Below are 16,939 nucleotides of genomic sequence, written 5' to 3' on the forward strand. Positions count from 1 at the left end.
ACTACCGGAGCGCTACGCGCGTTCTGAGGGCTGCTTCTGCAGCGACAACAGCGCCAGCAACCCGGCCAGCGCCACATAGGCGCCGGTGAACTGCCAGCTGATGATCTTCGGCAGTCCTTCCAACTGCCACGGCAGGTAGATGCCACCGCGCGGGTCCACCGAGTGGATCAGGCCGAACAGCGTCAGCGCCGCAGCCACCAGCAGGAATCCGGAGGCGCGCAGCAGCTTCCCGTCGATCATCGCCACCACCGCCGCGATCCACAGCATCGAGGTGATGATGAAGCCATTGCCCAGGGTGAAGATCACCGCCAGCTCCGGCAGGCCATGCCCGTCCAGGGTGGAGGTCATCGCCGCCAGCTGTTCCGGTGCGATCCAGCCCGGGGCCTTGATCGCCAGCAGGTACGCCACCGAGGGCAGGAAGCCCAGCACCATCGCGCCGGCGTGCTCGCGCGGCGTGGCCTGGAAGGCCTGGGTGGTGATGTCGATCGCCACGTACACGATGATCGGGGCCAGCACGGCCAGCGGCAGCCACTGCACCAGCCCGGAGATCACGCCCAGCATGCCGCCGATGCCGACGAACAGGCCCGTCAGCAGCGTGTAGCCGCTGCGGGCGCCCATGTGCTTGTAGGCCGGCTGGCCGATGTACGGCGTGGTCTGCGCCACACCGCCGCAGAAGCCGGCCACCAGCGTGGCGATGGCTTCCACCAGCAGGATGTCGCGGGTGCGGTAATCGTCACCGGCCGCGCGCGCACTCTCCGAGACGTTGATGCCGCCCACCACCATCAGCAGGCCGAACGGCAGCAGCAGCGGCAGGTAGGTGATCGCGGTCGGCAGGCCGTCGATGAAGCCCAGCGTCGGCCACGGCAGCACCACCTGCGGCGGCACCCACTCGGGCACCTTGAAGCCCGGTGCGCCCAGCCCGGCAAGCCCGAGGCCGTAATACAGGATCGTGCCGAACACGAACGCGACCAGCACGCCGGGGGCGCGGATCGGCAGCGTGCGCTTGGCGATCAGCACGTACAGCAGCAGGCCCAGCGTGACGAAGCCGACGATCGGCGAGCGCAGCGTTTCCAGCAGCGGCAGAAAGCCCATCAGCACGATCGCGATACCGGCGATGGAGCCGAGCAGCGAGGCACGCGGCAGTGCGCGGGTGACCGCTTCGCCGAAGAACGACAGGATCACCTTCAGCACGCCCATGATCACCAGCGAGGCCATGCCCAGCTGCCAGGTGGCGATGGCGGCATCGTGCGGTGCCAAGCCCTGCCCTTTGAAGGCGAGGAAGGCCGGGCCGAGCACCAGCAGCGCCATGCCGATGCTGGTCGGCGCATCCAGGCCGAGCGGCATCGCGGTGACATCGTCACGGCCGGTGCGCGCCGCCAGGCGCCGGGCCATCCACGTGTAGAGCACGTTGCCGACCAGCACGCCAAAGGCGGTGCCCGGGAACATGCGGCCGAACACCACATCGGCCGGGAACTGGAAGATGCCGACCAGCGCCATCGCGATGAAGCCGAGGATCGACAGATTGTCGACCACCAGGCCGAAGAAACCGTTGAGATCGCCGGCAACGAACCAGCGGGGACGTCCGGTGGGGACGGGAGCAGTGGCGGACATGCGCAGGGCGGCCGTGGGGAGGGGGTAGCCGATGGTAGGGCCTCCCCGCCCCCAGTAACAGGCGCATGAATGGAACGCCGGGAAACGTCCGCCGATGGAACGCGTCACCGCACGGTAGTGCCGGCCGCTGGCCGGCTCCCTCGGGATGCTCCATGCAATGGCGGGAGCCGGCCAGCGGCCGGCACTACCCGATGGCGTGGGATCAGGGCTTGTTGAGGAAGTTGTTGGCCAGCAGGTCCCGCACATCCCCGACCCGCCCGCTCAGCAGCGCCTTGGCGGCGTACAGGGCAGTACCGGCCACCTGCTTGGCTTCCACCTGCGGCGGCATCACCAGTTCGGTCGGGCTGGTGTGCACGTCCAACAGCGCCGGGCCGGGATGGGCCAGGATGTCCTGCACGGCCTGCTCCAGGTCTTCCGAGCGGGTGACCGTGCGCCCGTAGAAGCCGATCACCTCGGCCAGCCGGCCGAAATCGGGGTTCTTCAGGTCGGTGTAGTTGTCCAGCAGGCCTTCGACCTTCTGCTCCAGCTCCACGAAGTTCAGCGAGCTGTTGTTGTAGACCACCACCTTGATCGGCAGGTTCTCCTGCACGGCGGTGAGCAGGTCGCCGAGCAGCATCGCCAGGCCACCATCACCGGACAGCGAGATCACCTGCCGGCCCGGGTAGGCCTTCTGCAGGCCCAGCGCCTGCGGCATCGCGTTGGCCATCGTGCCGTGCAGCAGGCTGGTCAGCGTGCGGCGGCGACCATTGACGCGGATATGGCGCAGGATCCAGACCATCGGCGAGCCGCCGTCAGCGGTGAACAAGGCATCGTCGGCGGCATGCCGGTCGATCAGTGCCGTCAGGTGCTGCGGGTGGATCAGCTCACCCTCGCCCGGCTGCTCTTCCTTGGCCCGCGTGGCCAGCGCCTTTTCGCGGTGCTCCTGGCATTCGTCCAGGAAGCTGCGGTCCTCGCGCTCGGGCAGCAACGGCAGCAGCGCCTCCAGGGTCGGGCCGATATCGCCCACCACGCCCAGGTTCACCGGGTGACGGCGGCCAAGATGGCTGCCATCGCGATCCACCTGGATCAGCGTGGCCTTGTCCGGGTAGTACTGGCCCCACGCGAAGTCCGCACCGAGCAGCAGCAGCGTGTCGCAGGCCATCAGCGTGTGATACCCGGATTCGATGCCGAAGATGCCGGTCATGCCCATGTTGTACGGGTTGTCGTACTCCACGAAATCCTTCGCGCGCGAGGTATGCGCGATCGGCGCCTTGAGCCGGGCGCCGAGGGCGACCAGCGCATCGTGCGCATGCTCGCAGCCAGCGCCGGCGTAGATGCCGATCCGCTTGCCCTCGCCGATCAGCGCGGCGATGCGCTGCAGTTCGTCGTCCGAGGGGCGCAACACCGGCTGGGTGTAGTGCACCGAGAACGGCACATCGTGCTTGACCTCGGCTTCGCTGATGTCGGCGGGCAGAATCACCACCGCCACCCCGCGGCGGCTGATGGCCGCCTGGCAGGCAAGGGTCACTACGCGGCGCGCCTGCTCGGCGCTCTGTACCTGTTCGCAGAACACACTGCAGCTGCCATACACCGCCTTGAAATCGACTTCCTGCGGGAACTCCATACCCAGTTCGGCGGTGACTATCTGGCTGGCGATCAACACCATCGGTGCGCGGTTGCGGTTGGTCTCGAACACGCCGTTGATGAAATGCAGGCCACCGGGGCCGCACGAACCGGCGCAGGCGGTGAGCTGCCCGCTGATCAACGACTCGGCACCGGCGGCAAATGCGGCCACTTCCTCATGCCGCATGTGCACCCACTCGATCTCGCTGTGGTGGATGGCATCGGTGACGTAGTTGAGGGTATCGCCGACGATGCCGTAACAGTGACGGACACCAGCGGCCTGCAGGGTTTCAACCACGATCTCGGCAACGCGCTTGCTCATGACATGCTTCCACGACGAGGGGGAAGGGTCAGCCTAGTCCCGGGCAAGTGACACTCATGTAGGTTTACCCGTGGCAGCGCCCGATCACGGCTGCGTGTTCACCCAGCCCAGCACCGCGCCCCGCGTGGGATTGTCATAACTCACCTGCACCCAGCCATCGCGCTCATCAAGCAGTTCCACGCGGTCATCGCGTACCAGATACCGCTGGGTCGTGGCATCACCGGGCTGGCTGTACAGGGGCAGCCGCGCCACCATCACATGACCGGAAATGCGCCGCAGCGGCGACCCGGCACGCGGCGTCTCCAGACCATCGCCGATGGCGGTCTCCAGCACGTTGCCGTCAGGATCAAAGGTGCTCCAGACCGCCAGCGGACCGCTGTCGGCGGTCTGCTTGATGAACACGTAAGGCTCGAGCACATCGTCGAGCATCAGCAGGCGCTCGGCGCGGTACAGATACAGGCGCGCACCGTCGTAGCGGTACTGGTCCACGTACCACATCGGGCCACCGCGGCAGCTGCTGCTCAGGGTGCGCGTCGTTGCATCCACGGTCAGGCCCATCAGGCCACCGCATTGCGCGCCTTCTGTGGAGATCGGCTCCAATGCGACCAGCTGCTGTCGCGCCGGATCAAAGCGATACACCGCCACCGCTTCGTTGACCATGCCGACCGAGGCACGCGCCACCAGCTCCGGGTGGCCATCGAAATCGACGTCCTCCGCCGACAGGCGCACGTTGCCATCCGCATCGGCCACGCCCGGCAGCACCTGACGCTTGCCCGACGGTGCCAGCACGACAGCGATGCCGCCGCCGTCCTGCAGCGTCGCCTGCGCCTGCACGCCGGCGGCCACCTCCAGCTGAAGCCGGGCTTGGTCGGCATCCTGCGCGTGCGCGCACGTTGCCGCCAGGCCCATCACCACCGCGGCCAGCATCGCATCCCTGTGTTTCATCATCGCTCCGTGCAGCGCCACCGCGGCGCCCTGGCTCAGAACGATACTTCAACCGCCTGCTGTGCCCACAGCACGGACTGGTGCCCGGTGGCCTGCTTCCACGCCAGCCGGATCGCTTCGATATCGGCGCGGCGCTGCGGGGTGTTCTCGTGCAGGACCACCAGCACCTTGGTGCGCAGGCGATTCGGCTCGGGCGCACCGCGGAACAGCCACTGGCCGTAAGCGTCGAACACGGTCAGGCCGTCCGGGAAGCGCGGCGTGACGTCCTTGTCGAGGAAGGCGCGCCACTGCGCGTCACTGATGCCCTCGGTCTGCGGGCGGTCGGCCACGCCGGTTTCTTCGCCCACGCCGAAGTACAGCTCGCTGCGGACCCAGCCGGCGGCGGCATCCGGGCGCGCGGCGTCGCCCTGCAGGGTGGCCGTGGCGGTGGCGGGCGGGGTCGGCTTGGCGGCCGGGGCGGCAGTGGCACAGCCGCTGGTGGCCAGGACCAGGGCAAACAGAATGGCGCGGAACGACATGGACAACTCTCCGGAAACACAGGGCAGGCAGGGGAAGGAGCGTGCCGGACATCCGGGTCCGGCGCAGATCGCCAACGGCTATCTGCTGATAACCACCCCGATGGGACTTGCATCACACAGGGACATCACGCGAAGATAATATATCGCTTCATCCGGATGGATTGGTAGTGCCGGCCATGGGTCGCAACGCCAGCCCCCCCCCTCCCCCGTTCCTCCCCCTCGTCGTTCTGCTGGAGTCCGCATGTCCCGTCCGTCCGCGTCGCGCCTTGGCCTTGCCATCGCGCTCGTCCTCTCCTCCCCCCTGCTGGCCCAGGACGTACTTGCGCAGGACGCGCCGAACACCGCCAAAACGCTGGACACCGTGATCGTCACCGGCACCCGCGCCGTGGACCGGACCGTGCTGGAATCCACCTCGCCGGTGGACGTGCTCACCGCCGAGGACATCCGCAAGGCCGGTGTGGTCAATGGCGAACTGGGCAGCGCGCTGCAGGCGCTGCTGCCCTCGTTCAACTTCCCGCGCCAGTCCAACTCGGGCGGTGCCGACCACATCCGCGCCGCCCAGCTGCGCGGGCTCTCGCCCGACCAGGTGCTGGTGCTGGTCAACGGCAAGCGCCGCCACAGCAGCGCGCTGGTCAACACCGACAGCAAGATCGGCAAGGGCACCACCCCGGTCGACTTCAACGCGATCCCGGTCAGCGCGATCAAGCGCATCGAGGTGCTGCGCGATGGCGCCGGCGCGCTGTATGGCTCGGATGCGGTGGCCGGCGTGATCAACGTGATCCTGGATGACGCTCCGGAAGGTGGCGCGTTCGAAGCCAGCTTCGGCGCCAACCACACCGACCTCAAGCCGATCGACCGCAGCCTCACCGATGGCCAGACCAGCTACGCCAGCGCCAAGGTCGGCACCGCGCTGGGTGACAACGGCGGCTTCCTGCGGGTCGGCCTGGAGCTGAAGAACCACGAAGGCACCAACCGCGCCGGCTTCGACCAGATTCCGCCGTGGGACCAGACCCCGACCAACCTGGCCCTGCAGGGCAAGCGCAACTACGTGCTCGGCGATGGCAAGACCAAGGATCTGAACGCCTGGTACAACGCGCAGCTGCCGTTCGGTGAGACCTCCACCTTCTACAGCTTCGCCACCTTCAACCAGCGCGACAGCGAAGGCGCGAACTACTTCCGCTACCCGGACAGCGACGCCAACTGGGCGCAGATCTACCCCAACGGCTACCGCCCGATCTCCGAAGGCGAGAACCGCGACGTGCAGGCCGTGGCCGGCGCGAAGGGCCAGTGGGGCGAGTGGAACTACGACGCGAGCCTGGATTACGGCGTCAACACGTTCACCTACCGCCTGCGCAACTCGCTCAACGCCTCGCTGGGCCCGACCAGCCCGACCCGCTTCAAGACCGGTGATTACCGCAACGAGCTGACGGTGGCGAACTTCGACCTCGGCCGCGTGTTCTCGCAGGGCGACAGCATCACCCACAGCCTGGGCCTGGGCCTGGAAGCGCGCCGCGACCATTACCAAACCCGCCCCGGTGACCCGAGCAGCTATGCTGCCGGCCCGTTCACGGATCGCCCGACCGGCTCGCAGGCCGGTGGCGGCCTGACCCCGCAGGATGCGACCTCGCTGTCGCGCGATGTCGCCAGCGCCTACGCCAGCCTCTCCAGCCAGTTCGGCGAGCATTTCTCCAGCGATCTGGCGGCGCGCTACGAGCACAGCGATGACTTCGGCGGTGAGCTCACCGGCAAGCTCGGTCTGCGCTATGAATTCACCCCGGCCTTCGCGCTGCGCGGTGCGATCTCCAACAACTTCCGTGCCCCGTCGCTGGCGCAGATCGGCTACGAATCCACCTCCACCGGTTACAACGCCGCCGGCCAGCTGGTGCAGGGCCGCGTGCTGTCGGTCAACAATCCGATCGCGCGTGGCCTGGGTGCCACCGATCTGAAGCCGGAGAAGTCGCTCAACACCAGCCTGGGCTTCACCAGCCGCATCGGCGACCACTTCGATGTCTCGCTGGACTTCTTCCAGATCGACATCGATGACCGCATCGCGCTGTCGGAGAGCATCACCGGTGATGCGTTGACCGACTACGTGCAGCAGCAGTTCGGCGTGGCCGGCCTGCAGAGCGCCAGCTTCTTCGTCAACGCCGCCGATACCCGCACCCGCGGTGCGGAACTGGTGAGCAACTGGCGGCAGTCGCTGGGTGGCGGCGAACTGGTGCTGACCGGCACCTATGCCTATACCAAGACCACGCTGAAGAACGTGCTCGCCACGCCGCCGGGCCTGCTCGCGCTGGATCCGGATTACGTGCTGTTCGGCGTGGAAGAAACCAATACGCTGACCGATGCCACCCCGCGCACCCGCGCCGCGCTGGCCGCCAGCTGGGCCGACGATCATTGGTCGTTGACCAGCCGTCTGAGCCGCTATGGCAGCGTGACCCGTGTGTTCAACTTCGGCGATGGCTACATCCCGCGCCAGACCTACGGCGCCGAGTGGCAGCTGGATGCCGAAGTGGAGTACAAGATCACCCCGCAGTGGAGCGTGGCGGTGGGTGGGCAGAACCTGACCGACAATTACTCGGATCTGTCCAACGACGACATCTACTACTTCGGTAACCTGCCGTACGACGTGCTGTCACCGATCGGCAGCAATGGCGCGTATTACTACGGGCGCGTGCGGTATACGTTCTGATGGGGCAGCCGACCAACGGTCGGCTCTACCGGAGGGGTGCAGCCGACCAACGGTCGGCTCTACCGGAGGGGGGCAGCCGACCAACGGTCGGCTCTACCGGAGGGGGGCAGCCGACCAACGGTCGGCTCTACCGGAGGGGGGCAGCCGACCGACGGTCGGCTCTACCGGTGGTGAATGGGGAGGACGCGTGCGTGATGCCATGACCTGGCGATCACATCCACGCTGGCATGTTGGTCAACATGGCCAACGACTTCCCCCAACGTCCGCCGCCGCCGCTGCTGGACGATGCCTGTGCGCTGTTCCTGGACGTGGATGGCACCCTTATCGAATTCGCGGACGACCCCGAGTCGGTCGCGCTGCTGCCCGATGTGCGTGAAGCGATCGGGCGCATCAGCGACCGGCTGGATGGCGCGGTCGCGCTGATCAGCGGGCGCCCCTTGGCGCAACTGGACAAACTTTTCGCCCCCTTGAGCCTGCCCGCGGCCGGCCTGCACGGCCACGAGCTGCGCAACCATGAGCAGCGCGCGCAGAGCAGCGATCCTTCTGCCGATACCAGCGAGTGGCTGCATGCCCTGCACCAGCAGGCGATGCGTTTCGCGCATGGCTATCCCGGCGTACTGGTGGAGGACAAAGGCCGCAGCCTGGCCCTGCACTGGCGCGGTGCCCCGCACGCCGCCAACAACGTGCGCGCCTTCGCCGAACGGCATATCCGTGGCCATGGCGGCTACCGGCTGCAGCCCGGTGACCATGTCATCGAGTTCCTGCCCGAAGGCAGCGACAAGGGCCGTGCTATGCGGCAGCTGATGCTGCAGCCGCCGTTCCGCGATCGCATGCCGGTGTTCGTCGGCGATGACCTCACCGATGAATTCGGCTTCGGCGCGGCCAACGACCTGCATGGCTGGAGCGTGCTGGTCGGTGCGCGCGAGCCCAGCGATGCGGTGTTCGCGCTGCCGACGATACGCAGCGTGCACGCCTGGCTTCGCGAGAATGCCTACTGATGCCTTGACCCCAAGGCCCCCTGACGCCGCGCGCAGGTCTCCCCCACCGGTGTGCCGCCGCGGCATGACACGAGACTTCCTGCATCATGAGCGAACCCGATCTGAATCTGGGCGTGGTCGGCAATGGCAGCTTCGGCGCGCTGATCGACAAGCACGCGCGCGTCGTCTGGAGCTGCCTGCCGACCTTCGACGGCGACCCGACCTTCTGCGCCCTGCTCGGCCCCAATCAACAGGACGGCGGTGACTTCGGCATCGAGCTGGAGGACATGGTCGACAGCGAACAGAGCTACCTGACCAACACCGCCATCCTGCGCACCGTGCTGCGCGACAAGCACGGTGGTGCGTTGGAAATCATCGATTTCGCGCCGCGCTGGCGTCAGAACGACCGCTTCTACCGACCGGTCAGCCTGATCCGCCAGGTGCGGCCGCTGTCCGGCAACCCGCGCATCATCGTGCGCGCGCGTCCACTGGCCGACTGGGGCGCCCGCGTCCCGGATGCCACGTGGGGCAGCAACCACATCCGCTGGGTGCTTCCCGACCACGTGCTGCGCCTGACCACCGATGTGCCGCTGCGTTTCGTCCGCGATGGCCTGCCGTTCGTGCTGAACCACCCGGTGCATCTGGTGCTCGGGGTGGACGAATCGCTCAACCGTTCGCTCAGTGGCTACGTGCAGGAATCCTTCCAGCGCACGCGTGACTATTGGCGCGAATGGGTGCGCTATCTGTCGATCCCGCTGGAGTGGCAGGACGCGGTGATCCGCAGCGCGATCACGCTGAAGCTGTGCCAGTACGAGGACAGCGGCGCCATCATCGCCGCGATGACCACCTCCATTCCGGAAGCACCCGGCAGCATCCGCAACTGGGATTACCGCTACTGCTGGCTGCGCGATGCCGCCTTCGTGGTGCGTACGCTCAACCGTCTCGGTGCGACCCGCACGATGGAGCAGTTCCTGGGCTACATCTTCAACCTGGCCACGGCCGATGGCAGCCTGCAACCGCTGTATGGCATCAGCTTCGAGGCCAAGCTGGAGGAAACCGAAGTCGCGTCGCTCTCCGGCTATCGCGGCATGGGCCCGGTGCGGCGCGGCAACCTGGCCTGGGTGCAGCGCCAGCACGATGTCTACGGCAGCGTGGTGCTTGCCTCCACCCAGCTGTTCTTCGATCGCCGCCTGCAAGACCCGGGCGATGCGCACACCTTCGCGCGGCTGGAGCCGCTCGGCGAGCAGGCCTTCACCCTGCACGATGTTCCCGATGCCGGCCTGTGGGAATTCCGCGGCCGCACCGAAGTGCACACCTACACCAGTGCGATGTGCTGGGCCGCGTGTGACCGCCTGTGCAAGATCGCCGTGCGCTTGAAACTGGATGACCGCGCCACCTATTGGCGCGAGCGCGCCGACATCATCCATGCGCGCATCATGCGCGAGTCGTGGAGCGAAGCACTCGGCCACTTCACCGATACCTTCGGCGGCCATCGCCTGGATGCCTCGTTGCTGCTGCTGGCCGATATCGGCTTCATCGACGCCACCGATGCGCGCTTCGTCGCCACGGTCGAGGCGATCGGCCGCGATCTCAAGCACGGCAACGCGCTGTATCGCTACGTCGCGCCGGATGATTTCGGCGAGCCGGAAACCAGCTTCACCATCTGCACGTTCTGGTACATCGATGCGCTCGCCGCGATCGGTCGTCTGGACGAAGCACGCGAGATGTTCGAGATGCTGCTGGAACGCCGCAATCACCTGGGCCTGCTGTCCGAGGATCTTGCGTTCGACAGCGGCGAGGCCTGGGGCAATTTCCCGCAGACCTATTCGCACGTGGGCCTGATCACTGCCGCCATGCGCCTGTCGCGCAGCTGGCAGGAGGCATCATGAGCCGCCTGGTCGTCGTGTCCAACCGGGTCGCCGTTCCCGGTGAATCCCGCGCCGGCGGCCTGGCAGTCGGCCTGCTGGCCGCGCTCAAGGAGCGTGGCGGCCTGTGGTTCGGCTGGAGCGGGAAATCCACCCGCGACAACAGCGGCACGCTGCACGAGCAGGTGGACGGTGACATCCGCTACGTCACCATGGACCTCAACAAGCGCGACGTGGATGGCTACTACAACGGCTTCGCCAACCGCACGCTGTGGCCGCTGCTGCACTTCCGGCTGGACCTGGTCGACTACGATCGCGCCACGCGCGAAACGTATCGCCGGGTCAACGCGCTGTTCGCCGAGAAACTCGCGCCGCTGCTGCGCGAGGACGACATCGTCTGGATCCATGACTATCACCTGATCCCGCTGGCCTCGCTGCTGCGCGAGCGCGGCATCGGCTGCCGGATCGGCTTCTTCCTGCACGTGCCGATGCCCTCGGCCGATCTGCTGCAGGCGCTGCCGGATCACCTGCGGTTGTTCTCCAGCCTGTACGCCTACGATCTGGTCGGCTTCCAGACCCAGCGCGATGCGGACCGCTTCCAGTCCTACGTGCGCCTGTTCGGTGGTGGCCGCGTGCTGCCTGACGGTGAGCTGGAAGCACCCGGCGGCCGGCGTTTCCGCGCTGCGGCCTTCCCGATCGGTATCGATACCGAATTCATCGCCCGCCAGGCCAAAGCGGGGGCGAACAAACCCGCCGTCAAGGACCTGCGCGGCAGCCTGCGCAATCGTCAGCTGGCGATCGGCGTGGACCGGCTGGACTACTCCAAGGGCCTGCCCGAACGCTTCCAGGGGTTCGAGCGGTATCTGGAGCGTCATCCGGACCAGCACGGCTCGTTGACCTACCTGCAGATCGCCCCGGTCTCGCGCGGGGATGTCACCGAGTACCGCCAGCTGCGCAGCCAGCTCGAACAGATCGCCGGGCACATCAACGGCGGGCATGCCGCACCGGACTGGACCCCGCTGCGCTACGTCAACCAGAACTTCACCCATGCCACGCTGACCGGCTTCTACCGGGCAGCCGCGGTGGGCCTGGTCACGCCGCTGCGCGACGGCATGAACCTGGTCGCCAAGGAGTACGTCGCCTCGCAGGACCCGGAGAACCCGGGCGTGCTGGTGCTGTCACTGCTGGCCGGTGCCGCCGATGAATTGAAGCAGGCGCTGCTGGTCAATCCGCATGACCTGGATGGCGTCGCCGATGCGATCGCCACGGCGGCGACGATGCCGCTGAAAAAGCGCGTGGAGCGCTGGCAGGCGATGATGGAGCACCTGCGCACGTACGACATCAATCATTGGCGGCGGACGTACCTGCAGGCATTGGAAGGGTAGTGCCGGCCGCTGGCCGGCAACCCGTCCCTTCTTAGTCCAGAAACCGAGCTGCCTGCGCCGGTGTCGGCAGGAAACAGGTGTCATACCGACCGAACCACCGATAGCGGTTGCGCGCCAGCGCGCGATACGCGCGGTCGCGCAGCCCGCGGGGCAACCAGCGCAGCACACGCACCACACGCCATGCACCACCCAACCCGGCCAGTACGCGGAGGATCGCGTCGGTGTCGGTCCATGCGCGCCCCTGCTCGAGCAGCAGGAACGACGACGGATCCTCCGGATCCAGCCCGTGCGCCTGCAGCAGAGCGCGCCCGTGCACGCCCTGCATTGCAGCGAAGCGATAGCGGCCGCGCGTATCGACGCGCAGCAGGAACCGCACCCAGCGGCTGCACAGTGCGCAGACGCCGTCGAAGACGATGACCGCATCGGCCGCTCCACTCACCGTCTGTCCAACGGTCAGGGCGCGATCCATGCCAAGGTCGCCATGCGCCCGGTGCGGCGGTCGCGCCGGTGCGAGTAGAACCGCTGCGGGTCGGCCAGAGTGCAGTACTGCCCGCCACTGATGTGTGCCGCGTCCAGGCCTGCGGACTGCAGGCGCCGGCGGGCCAGCGCGTACAGGTCCACCTTCCAGTGCCCCGGACGGGTCGCCACGAAGGCCACCGCGGCGCCCTCGTCGCGCTCGACGAAGGCCTCGAACACGTCCTCGCCGATCTCATACAGCGCGGGCCCGGCCGCCGGGCCCAGCCACGCCTGCAGCTGCGCGGCCGGGGTCTGCATGGCGGCCACGGTGGCCTCCAGCATGCCGTCGGCCAGCCCACGCCAGCCGGCATGGGCCGCCCCGATCTCACCGCCATCGCGGGCGGCAAAGACCACCGGCAGGCAGTCAGCGGTGAGGATGGCCAGCACCACGCCCGGAACCGAGGTCACCGCCGCATCGGCGGTGGGTTCGGCCTCGACGCCAACGGCCGTCGGCGGCGCGGTGAAGCGACGCACGCCGGTGCCATGCACCTGGCGCAGCCAATGCGGCGCCGAGGGCAGGCCCAGCCCGGGCACGAGCAGATCGCGGTTGCGCTGCACCTGCGCCGGATCATCGCCGTCGGCGGCGTAGCGGTTGCCCATGTTGAACTGATCGAACGGGGCCACCGAACCGCCCGCGCCGAAGCGCAGGGTGGTCAGCGCATGGACCCCGCTCGGGGCCTGCCAGTCGGCTGGCAGCACGGGCACGGTGGCGTCCATCAGCGGCGGTTGCGTTCCTGCTCGGCGAAGCGCTTGCTGTCTTCGCGCAGGGCGTGCAGCAGGGCCTGCATGTCGGCCGGCGGCGGTGCGCTGTTGGTGATCTTCTCACCGGTGATCGGGTGCACGAACTCCAGCGTTTCAGCGTGCAGCGCCTGGCGCTTGAAGCCGCGCAGTTCGGCCACCAGCTCCTCGCTGGCGCCCTTGGGCAGCTTCAGCGCACCGCCATACAGCTGATCGCCGATGATCGGATGACGCAGGTGCGCCATGTGCACGCGGATCTGGTGGGTACGGCCGGTTTCAAGGCGGCATTCCAGCGCGGTGTGCGCGCGGAAACGCTCGCGCAGGCGGTAATGGGTGATCGCTTCCTTGCCGTCTTCGCGCACGGCCATGCGGATGCGGTCGCGCGGGTGGCGGTCGATACCGGCGGTGGCGGTGCCGCCGGAGACCAGCGCACCGACCACCACGGCCAGGTACTGGCGATGCACTTCACGTGCCGAGAGCTGCTCGACCAGCGCGGTCTGCGCTTGGATCGTGCGGGCGATGACCATCACGCCGCTGGTGTCCTTGTCCAGGCGGTGCACGATGCCCGCACGCGGCAGCACCGACAGCGAGGGATCGCGGAACAGCAGCGCGTTTACCAGGGTGCCGGTCGGGTTGCCCGCGCCGGGGTGGACCACCAGGCCGACCGGCTTGTTGATCACGAACACATGCTCGTCTTCGTACAGGACCTCCAGCGGGATGTCCTCCGGCTCGGCGTGGGTCTGGGTGTCGAGCACGACATGCAGGCTGGCCACCTCGCCGCCGCGCACCGGGTCGCGGCCGCGCACGGTGTCGCCGTCCAGCAGGACGTCGCCGGACTTGATCCACTCGGTCAGCTTGGACCGGGAGAACTCGGGGAACAGCTCGGCCAGGACCGCGTCAAAACGCCGGCCGGCGGCGGTATCGGGCACGATGGCCTGGCGGGGGGAATCGGAATCAGCAGGGGTATCGGACATGGGGGCACACCGCAATAGGGACAATTTTGGGGTCCGGGCGACCAGTTTCAGTCGCGGGACAGGCCACTAGGCTATCATCGACCCTTCGTATTCCAGCCGCGTCCCGCCCTGACCCCATGATCCGACGCTCCGTTATGCTGTCCGCGCCCGTCCGCCTCGCCGCCCTGATGCTGGTGCTGCTCTTCGTTGCCACCGGTTGCCACCGCGGTACCAAGGGCAAGAATCCGGATGAAGGTCTGCCGGTCGAAAGCCTCTATGAGAAGAGCCACAAGCTCATGGAAGGGGGGAACTGGAGCGGTGCCGAAGCCAGCTTCCGCCGTCTGGTAGCCCAATACCCGTATGGCCCGTACACCGAACAGGCCATGATCGAAAGCGCCTACGCGCAGTACAAGGCCGGCAAGCACGATGACGCGGTGTCCAGCGTGGACCGCTTCATCCGTACCTACCCGACCCACCGCAACATCGCCTACATGTACTACCTGCGCGGCCTGGCCAATGGCAATCGCGACACGGTCTTCCTGCGCCGCGTCTGGTCGCTGGACCCGAGCCGCCGTGACCTGTCGAGCCCGCGTCAGGCCTATGCCGACTTCACCATCGTCACCGAACGCTACCCCAACAGCCGCTACGCCGCCGATGCGCGCCAGCGGATGATCGCCCTGCGCGACGTGTTCGCCCAGTACGAGCTGGACAACGCCCTGTACTACCTGCGCCGCGAGGCGTACGTCTCGGCCGCTGGCCGCGCCAACTTCCTGCTGGAGAACTACCCGCAGAGCGCGTTCCAGTACGATGCCGTGGCCGCCCTGGGCGAGGCCTACACCCACCTGGGCAACAAGACCCTGGCCGACGATGCCCGCCGCGTGCTCGAGCTGAACCAGCCTGACCACCCGTGGCTGCAGGGCAAGTGGCCGAAGTACCCGTGGATGGTGCGCAAGCTGAACCCGTTTGCCGGCGAGAAGTCCGCCAGTACCGGTGAACGCAACGCCACGATGAACCGCAAGTAATGAAAAAGGCCCCGAAAGGGGCCTTTCTTATTACGGTAGCGCTCGACGCCTACCCCTTGTACCCATTGCTGATCGGGTACCTGCGCTCCCGCCCGAACGCCCGGCGCGAGACCTTCGGCCCCGGGGCGGCCTGATGGCGCTTCCACTCGCTGGTGCGCACCAGGCGCAGCACACGGTCCACCACCTCGGCGGCGTACCCGGCGGCCACGATCTCCTCGCGCGACTGCTCCTGGTCCACATAGCGGTACAGGATGCCGTCCAGCACGTCGTACGCCGGCAGCGAGTCCTGGTCGGTCTGGTTGGCGCGCAGTTCGGCCGAGGGCGGGCGGGAGATCACCGCCGGCGGGATCACCGGGGCGCCGCCCACGGTATTGCGCCACTTGGAGAGCCCGAACACCTCCGTCTTGTACAGGTCCTTGAGCGGGGCGTAGCCGCCGCACATGTCGCCGTAGATGGTGGCGTAGCCCACCGCGTACTCGCTCTTGTTGCCGGTGGTCAGCAGCAGCCCGCCGAACTTGTTGGACAGCGCCATCAGGATCACGCCACGGCTGCGCGACTGCAGGTTCTCTTCGGTCACATCGGCCGCTTGCCCCTCGAACATCGGGCCCAGCGCGGCCATCAGGCCCTCGAACACCGGTTCGATCGAGACCGCCTCCAGTTTCACGCCCAGCGCGCGGCACTGCTCGGCCGCCAGATCGTTGGACATGTCCGCCGTGTAGCGCGACGGCAGCCGCACCGCGGTGACGTTGGCCGCGCCCAGCGCGTCCACCGCCATCGCCAGCACCAGGGCCGAATCGATGCCGCCGGACAGGCCGAGCCAGACCTTTTTGAAGCCGTTCTTGCGGCAGTAATCCTGGATGCCGCGGGTCACGGCGCGCCAGGCCAGCGCATCCATGCTCTCGTCGCCGTCGTCCATCCACTCGCGCGGCAGGAAGCGGCGCGCATCGGCGTCGTAATCCACCACCAGCCACTGGTCGGTGAAGGCCGCGGCGGCCGGGTGCACGGTGCCATCGCCGTCAGCGACGACCGAGGCACCATCAAACACCAGTGCGTCCTGGCCACCCACCACATTGAGGTAGGCTATCGCCGCCCCGCTCTCACGGGTACGCTCGGCCAGCAGCGCATCGCGCTGGGCATGCTTGCCACGCTCGTACGGAGAGGCATTGGGCACGATCACCAGCTGCGCACCGGCACGGACCGTATCGGCCAGCGGTTCGGCAAACCACAGGTCCTCGCAGACCAGTACGCCCACCGGCACGCCCTTCAGCTCGAACACGCAGCTGCCGCCGTCCGGATCGACATCGAAGTAGCGGCGCTCATCGAACACCGCGTAGTTGGGCAGCTCGCGCTTGCGGTAGGTGTGTTCGACCTTGCCATCGCGCAGCACGCTGGCCGCGTTGTAGACCACCGCACCGGCGGCCTGTGGCCAACCGACCACGGCAGCGATACCGGTGGTGGCCGCCGCGATGCGCTCCAGCGCCTGCTGGCAGTCGTACAGGAAGCCGGGCCGCAGCAGCAGATCCTCCGGCGGGTAGCCGCTGATCGCCAGCTCCGGGAACACCACCAGCTCGGCACCGTACTCGTCGCGCGCCTCGGCGATCATCGCGATGATGGTGTCGGTGTTCTGCGCCACTGCGCCAACCGGAAAATCGAACTGCGCCAGGGCAATGCGGAGCGACGTCATGGGGGGTCCAGCCTGTGGTTGCAATACGCTCATTGTAGTGCCGGGCGGGGGCCGGCCACCCCCGCAGGAGCCGGGGCCCGGGGCGGGCGCGGCCCGCGGCGCGGCCCGC

Annotated in this window: 13 protein-coding genes; 5 read left to right on the plus strand and 8 right to left on the minus strand. The window is 67.7% G+C overall.

Annotated features, from left to right (window positions below; genetic code table 11):
• Nucleotides 1-12 precede the first annotated feature (12 nt).
• The 4 genes from ABE463_RS15530 to ABE463_RS15545 form a co-directional block, all read right to left on the minus strand.
• On the minus strand, nt 13-1,611 hold the full coding sequence (locus ABE463_RS15530) for a hypothetical protein (RefSeq protein WP_346468764.1): 1,599 nt from the start codon (nt 1,609-1,611) through the stop codon (nt 13-15).
• A gap of 202 nt (nt 1,612-1,813) precedes the next feature.
• Nucleotides 1,814-3,535, minus strand: coding sequence for a thiamine pyrophosphate-dependent enzyme (locus ABE463_RS15535; protein WP_346468765.1), 1,722 nt, complete (start codon nt 3,533-3,535; stop codon nt 1,814-1,816).
• 84 nt (nt 3,536-3,619) lie between these two features.
• On the minus strand, nt 3,620-4,480 hold the full coding sequence (locus tag ABE463_RS15540; RefSeq protein WP_346468766.1) for an SH3 domain-containing protein: 861 nt from the start codon (nt 4,478-4,480) through the stop codon (nt 3,620-3,622).
• A gap of 35 nt (nt 4,481-4,515) precedes the next feature.
• A complete protein-coding gene (locus ABE463_RS15545; protein WP_313212528.1) occupies nt 4,516-4,998 on the minus strand; it encodes a DUF3574 domain-containing protein in 483 nt (160 codons plus the stop codon).
• A gap of 241 nt (nt 4,999-5,239) precedes the next feature.
• On the opposite strand from ABE463_RS15545, the gene ABE463_RS15550 reads away from it, so the two are divergent.
• The 4 genes from ABE463_RS15550 to otsA all read left to right on the plus strand — a co-directional run bounded on the left by ABE463_RS15550 (nt 5,240) and on the right by otsA (nt 11,917).
• Nucleotides 5,240-7,690 carry a TonB-dependent receptor gene (locus tag ABE463_RS15550; protein ID WP_346468767.1) on the plus strand — a complete coding sequence of 817 codons (2,451 nt, stop codon included), beginning with the start codon at nt 5,240-5,242 and terminating at the stop codon, nt 7,688-7,690.
• Nucleotides 7,691-7,929: 239 nt separating this feature from the next.
• Nucleotides 7,930-8,688 carry a trehalose-phosphatase gene (otsB, locus tag ABE463_RS15555; protein ID WP_346468768.1) on the plus strand — a complete coding sequence of 253 codons (759 nt, stop codon included), beginning with the start codon at nt 7,930-7,932 and terminating at the stop codon, nt 8,686-8,688.
• Between the two features lie 86 nt (nt 8,689-8,774).
• Nucleotides 8,775-10,556, plus strand: coding sequence for a glycoside hydrolase family 15 protein (locus ABE463_RS15560; protein ID WP_346468769.1), 1,782 nt, complete (start codon nt 8,775-8,777; stop codon nt 10,554-10,556).
• The gene (gene otsA / locus ABE463_RS15565; RefSeq protein ID WP_313213011.1) at nt 10,553-11,917 is read left to right on the plus strand and encodes an alpha,alpha-trehalose-phosphate synthase (UDP-forming); all 1,365 of its coding nucleotides are present in this window, start codon (nt 10,553-10,555) and stop codon (nt 11,915-11,917) included. The genes ABE463_RS15560 and otsA overlap by 4 nt, the downstream gene beginning before the upstream one ends.
• A 31-nt stretch (nt 11,918-11,948) precedes the next feature.
• Here the strand turns inward: otsA and ABE463_RS15570 are convergent, their stop codons facing one another.
• The 3 genes from ABE463_RS15570 to rluD are packed head-to-tail and all read right to left on the minus strand — an operon-like array spanning nt 11,949 to nt 14,145.
• Nucleotides 11,949-12,386 carry a thiol-disulfide oxidoreductase DCC family protein gene (locus ABE463_RS15570; protein ID WP_346468770.1) on the minus strand — a complete coding sequence of 146 codons (438 nt, stop codon included), beginning with the start codon at nt 12,384-12,386 and terminating at the stop codon, nt 11,949-11,951.
• Nucleotides 12,371-13,150, minus strand: coding sequence for a peptidoglycan editing factor PgeF (pgeF, locus tag ABE463_RS15575; RefSeq protein WP_346468771.1), 780 nt, complete (start codon nt 13,148-13,150; stop codon nt 12,371-12,373). Before pgeF ends, ABE463_RS15570 begins: the two co-directional genes overlap by 16 nt.
• A complete protein-coding gene (gene rluD, locus ABE463_RS15580) occupies nt 13,150-14,145 on the minus strand; it encodes a 23S rRNA pseudouridine(1911/1915/1917) synthase RluD (RefSeq protein WP_123730367.1) in 996 nt (331 codons plus the stop codon). Before rluD ends, pgeF begins: the two co-directional genes overlap by 1 nt.
• Before the next feature lie 116 nt (nt 14,146-14,261).
• Here rluD and ABE463_RS15585 point away from each other — a divergent pair, with 116 nt between their 5' ends.
• The gene (locus ABE463_RS15585; RefSeq protein WP_259259374.1) at nt 14,262-15,146 is read left to right on the plus strand and encodes an outer membrane protein assembly factor BamD; all 885 of its coding nucleotides are present in this window, start codon (nt 14,262-14,264) and stop codon (nt 15,144-15,146) included.
• Nucleotides 15,147-15,195: 49 nt separating this feature from the next.
• On the opposite strand, the gene ABE463_RS15590 is transcribed toward ABE463_RS15585, so the two are convergent.
• The gene (locus ABE463_RS15590; protein ID WP_179460233.1) at nt 15,196-16,830 is read right to left on the minus strand and encodes an NAD+ synthase; all 1,635 of its coding nucleotides are present in this window, start codon (nt 16,828-16,830) and stop codon (nt 15,196-15,198) included.
• Nucleotides 16,831-16,939: the final 109 nt, after the last annotated feature.

Source organism: Stenotrophomonas sp. TWI819, from assembly GCF_039673075.1.
In the GTDB taxonomy this organism is placed as follows: Bacteria; Pseudomonadota; Gammaproteobacteria; order Xanthomonadales; family Xanthomonadaceae; genus Stenotrophomonas; species Stenotrophomonas rhizophila_B.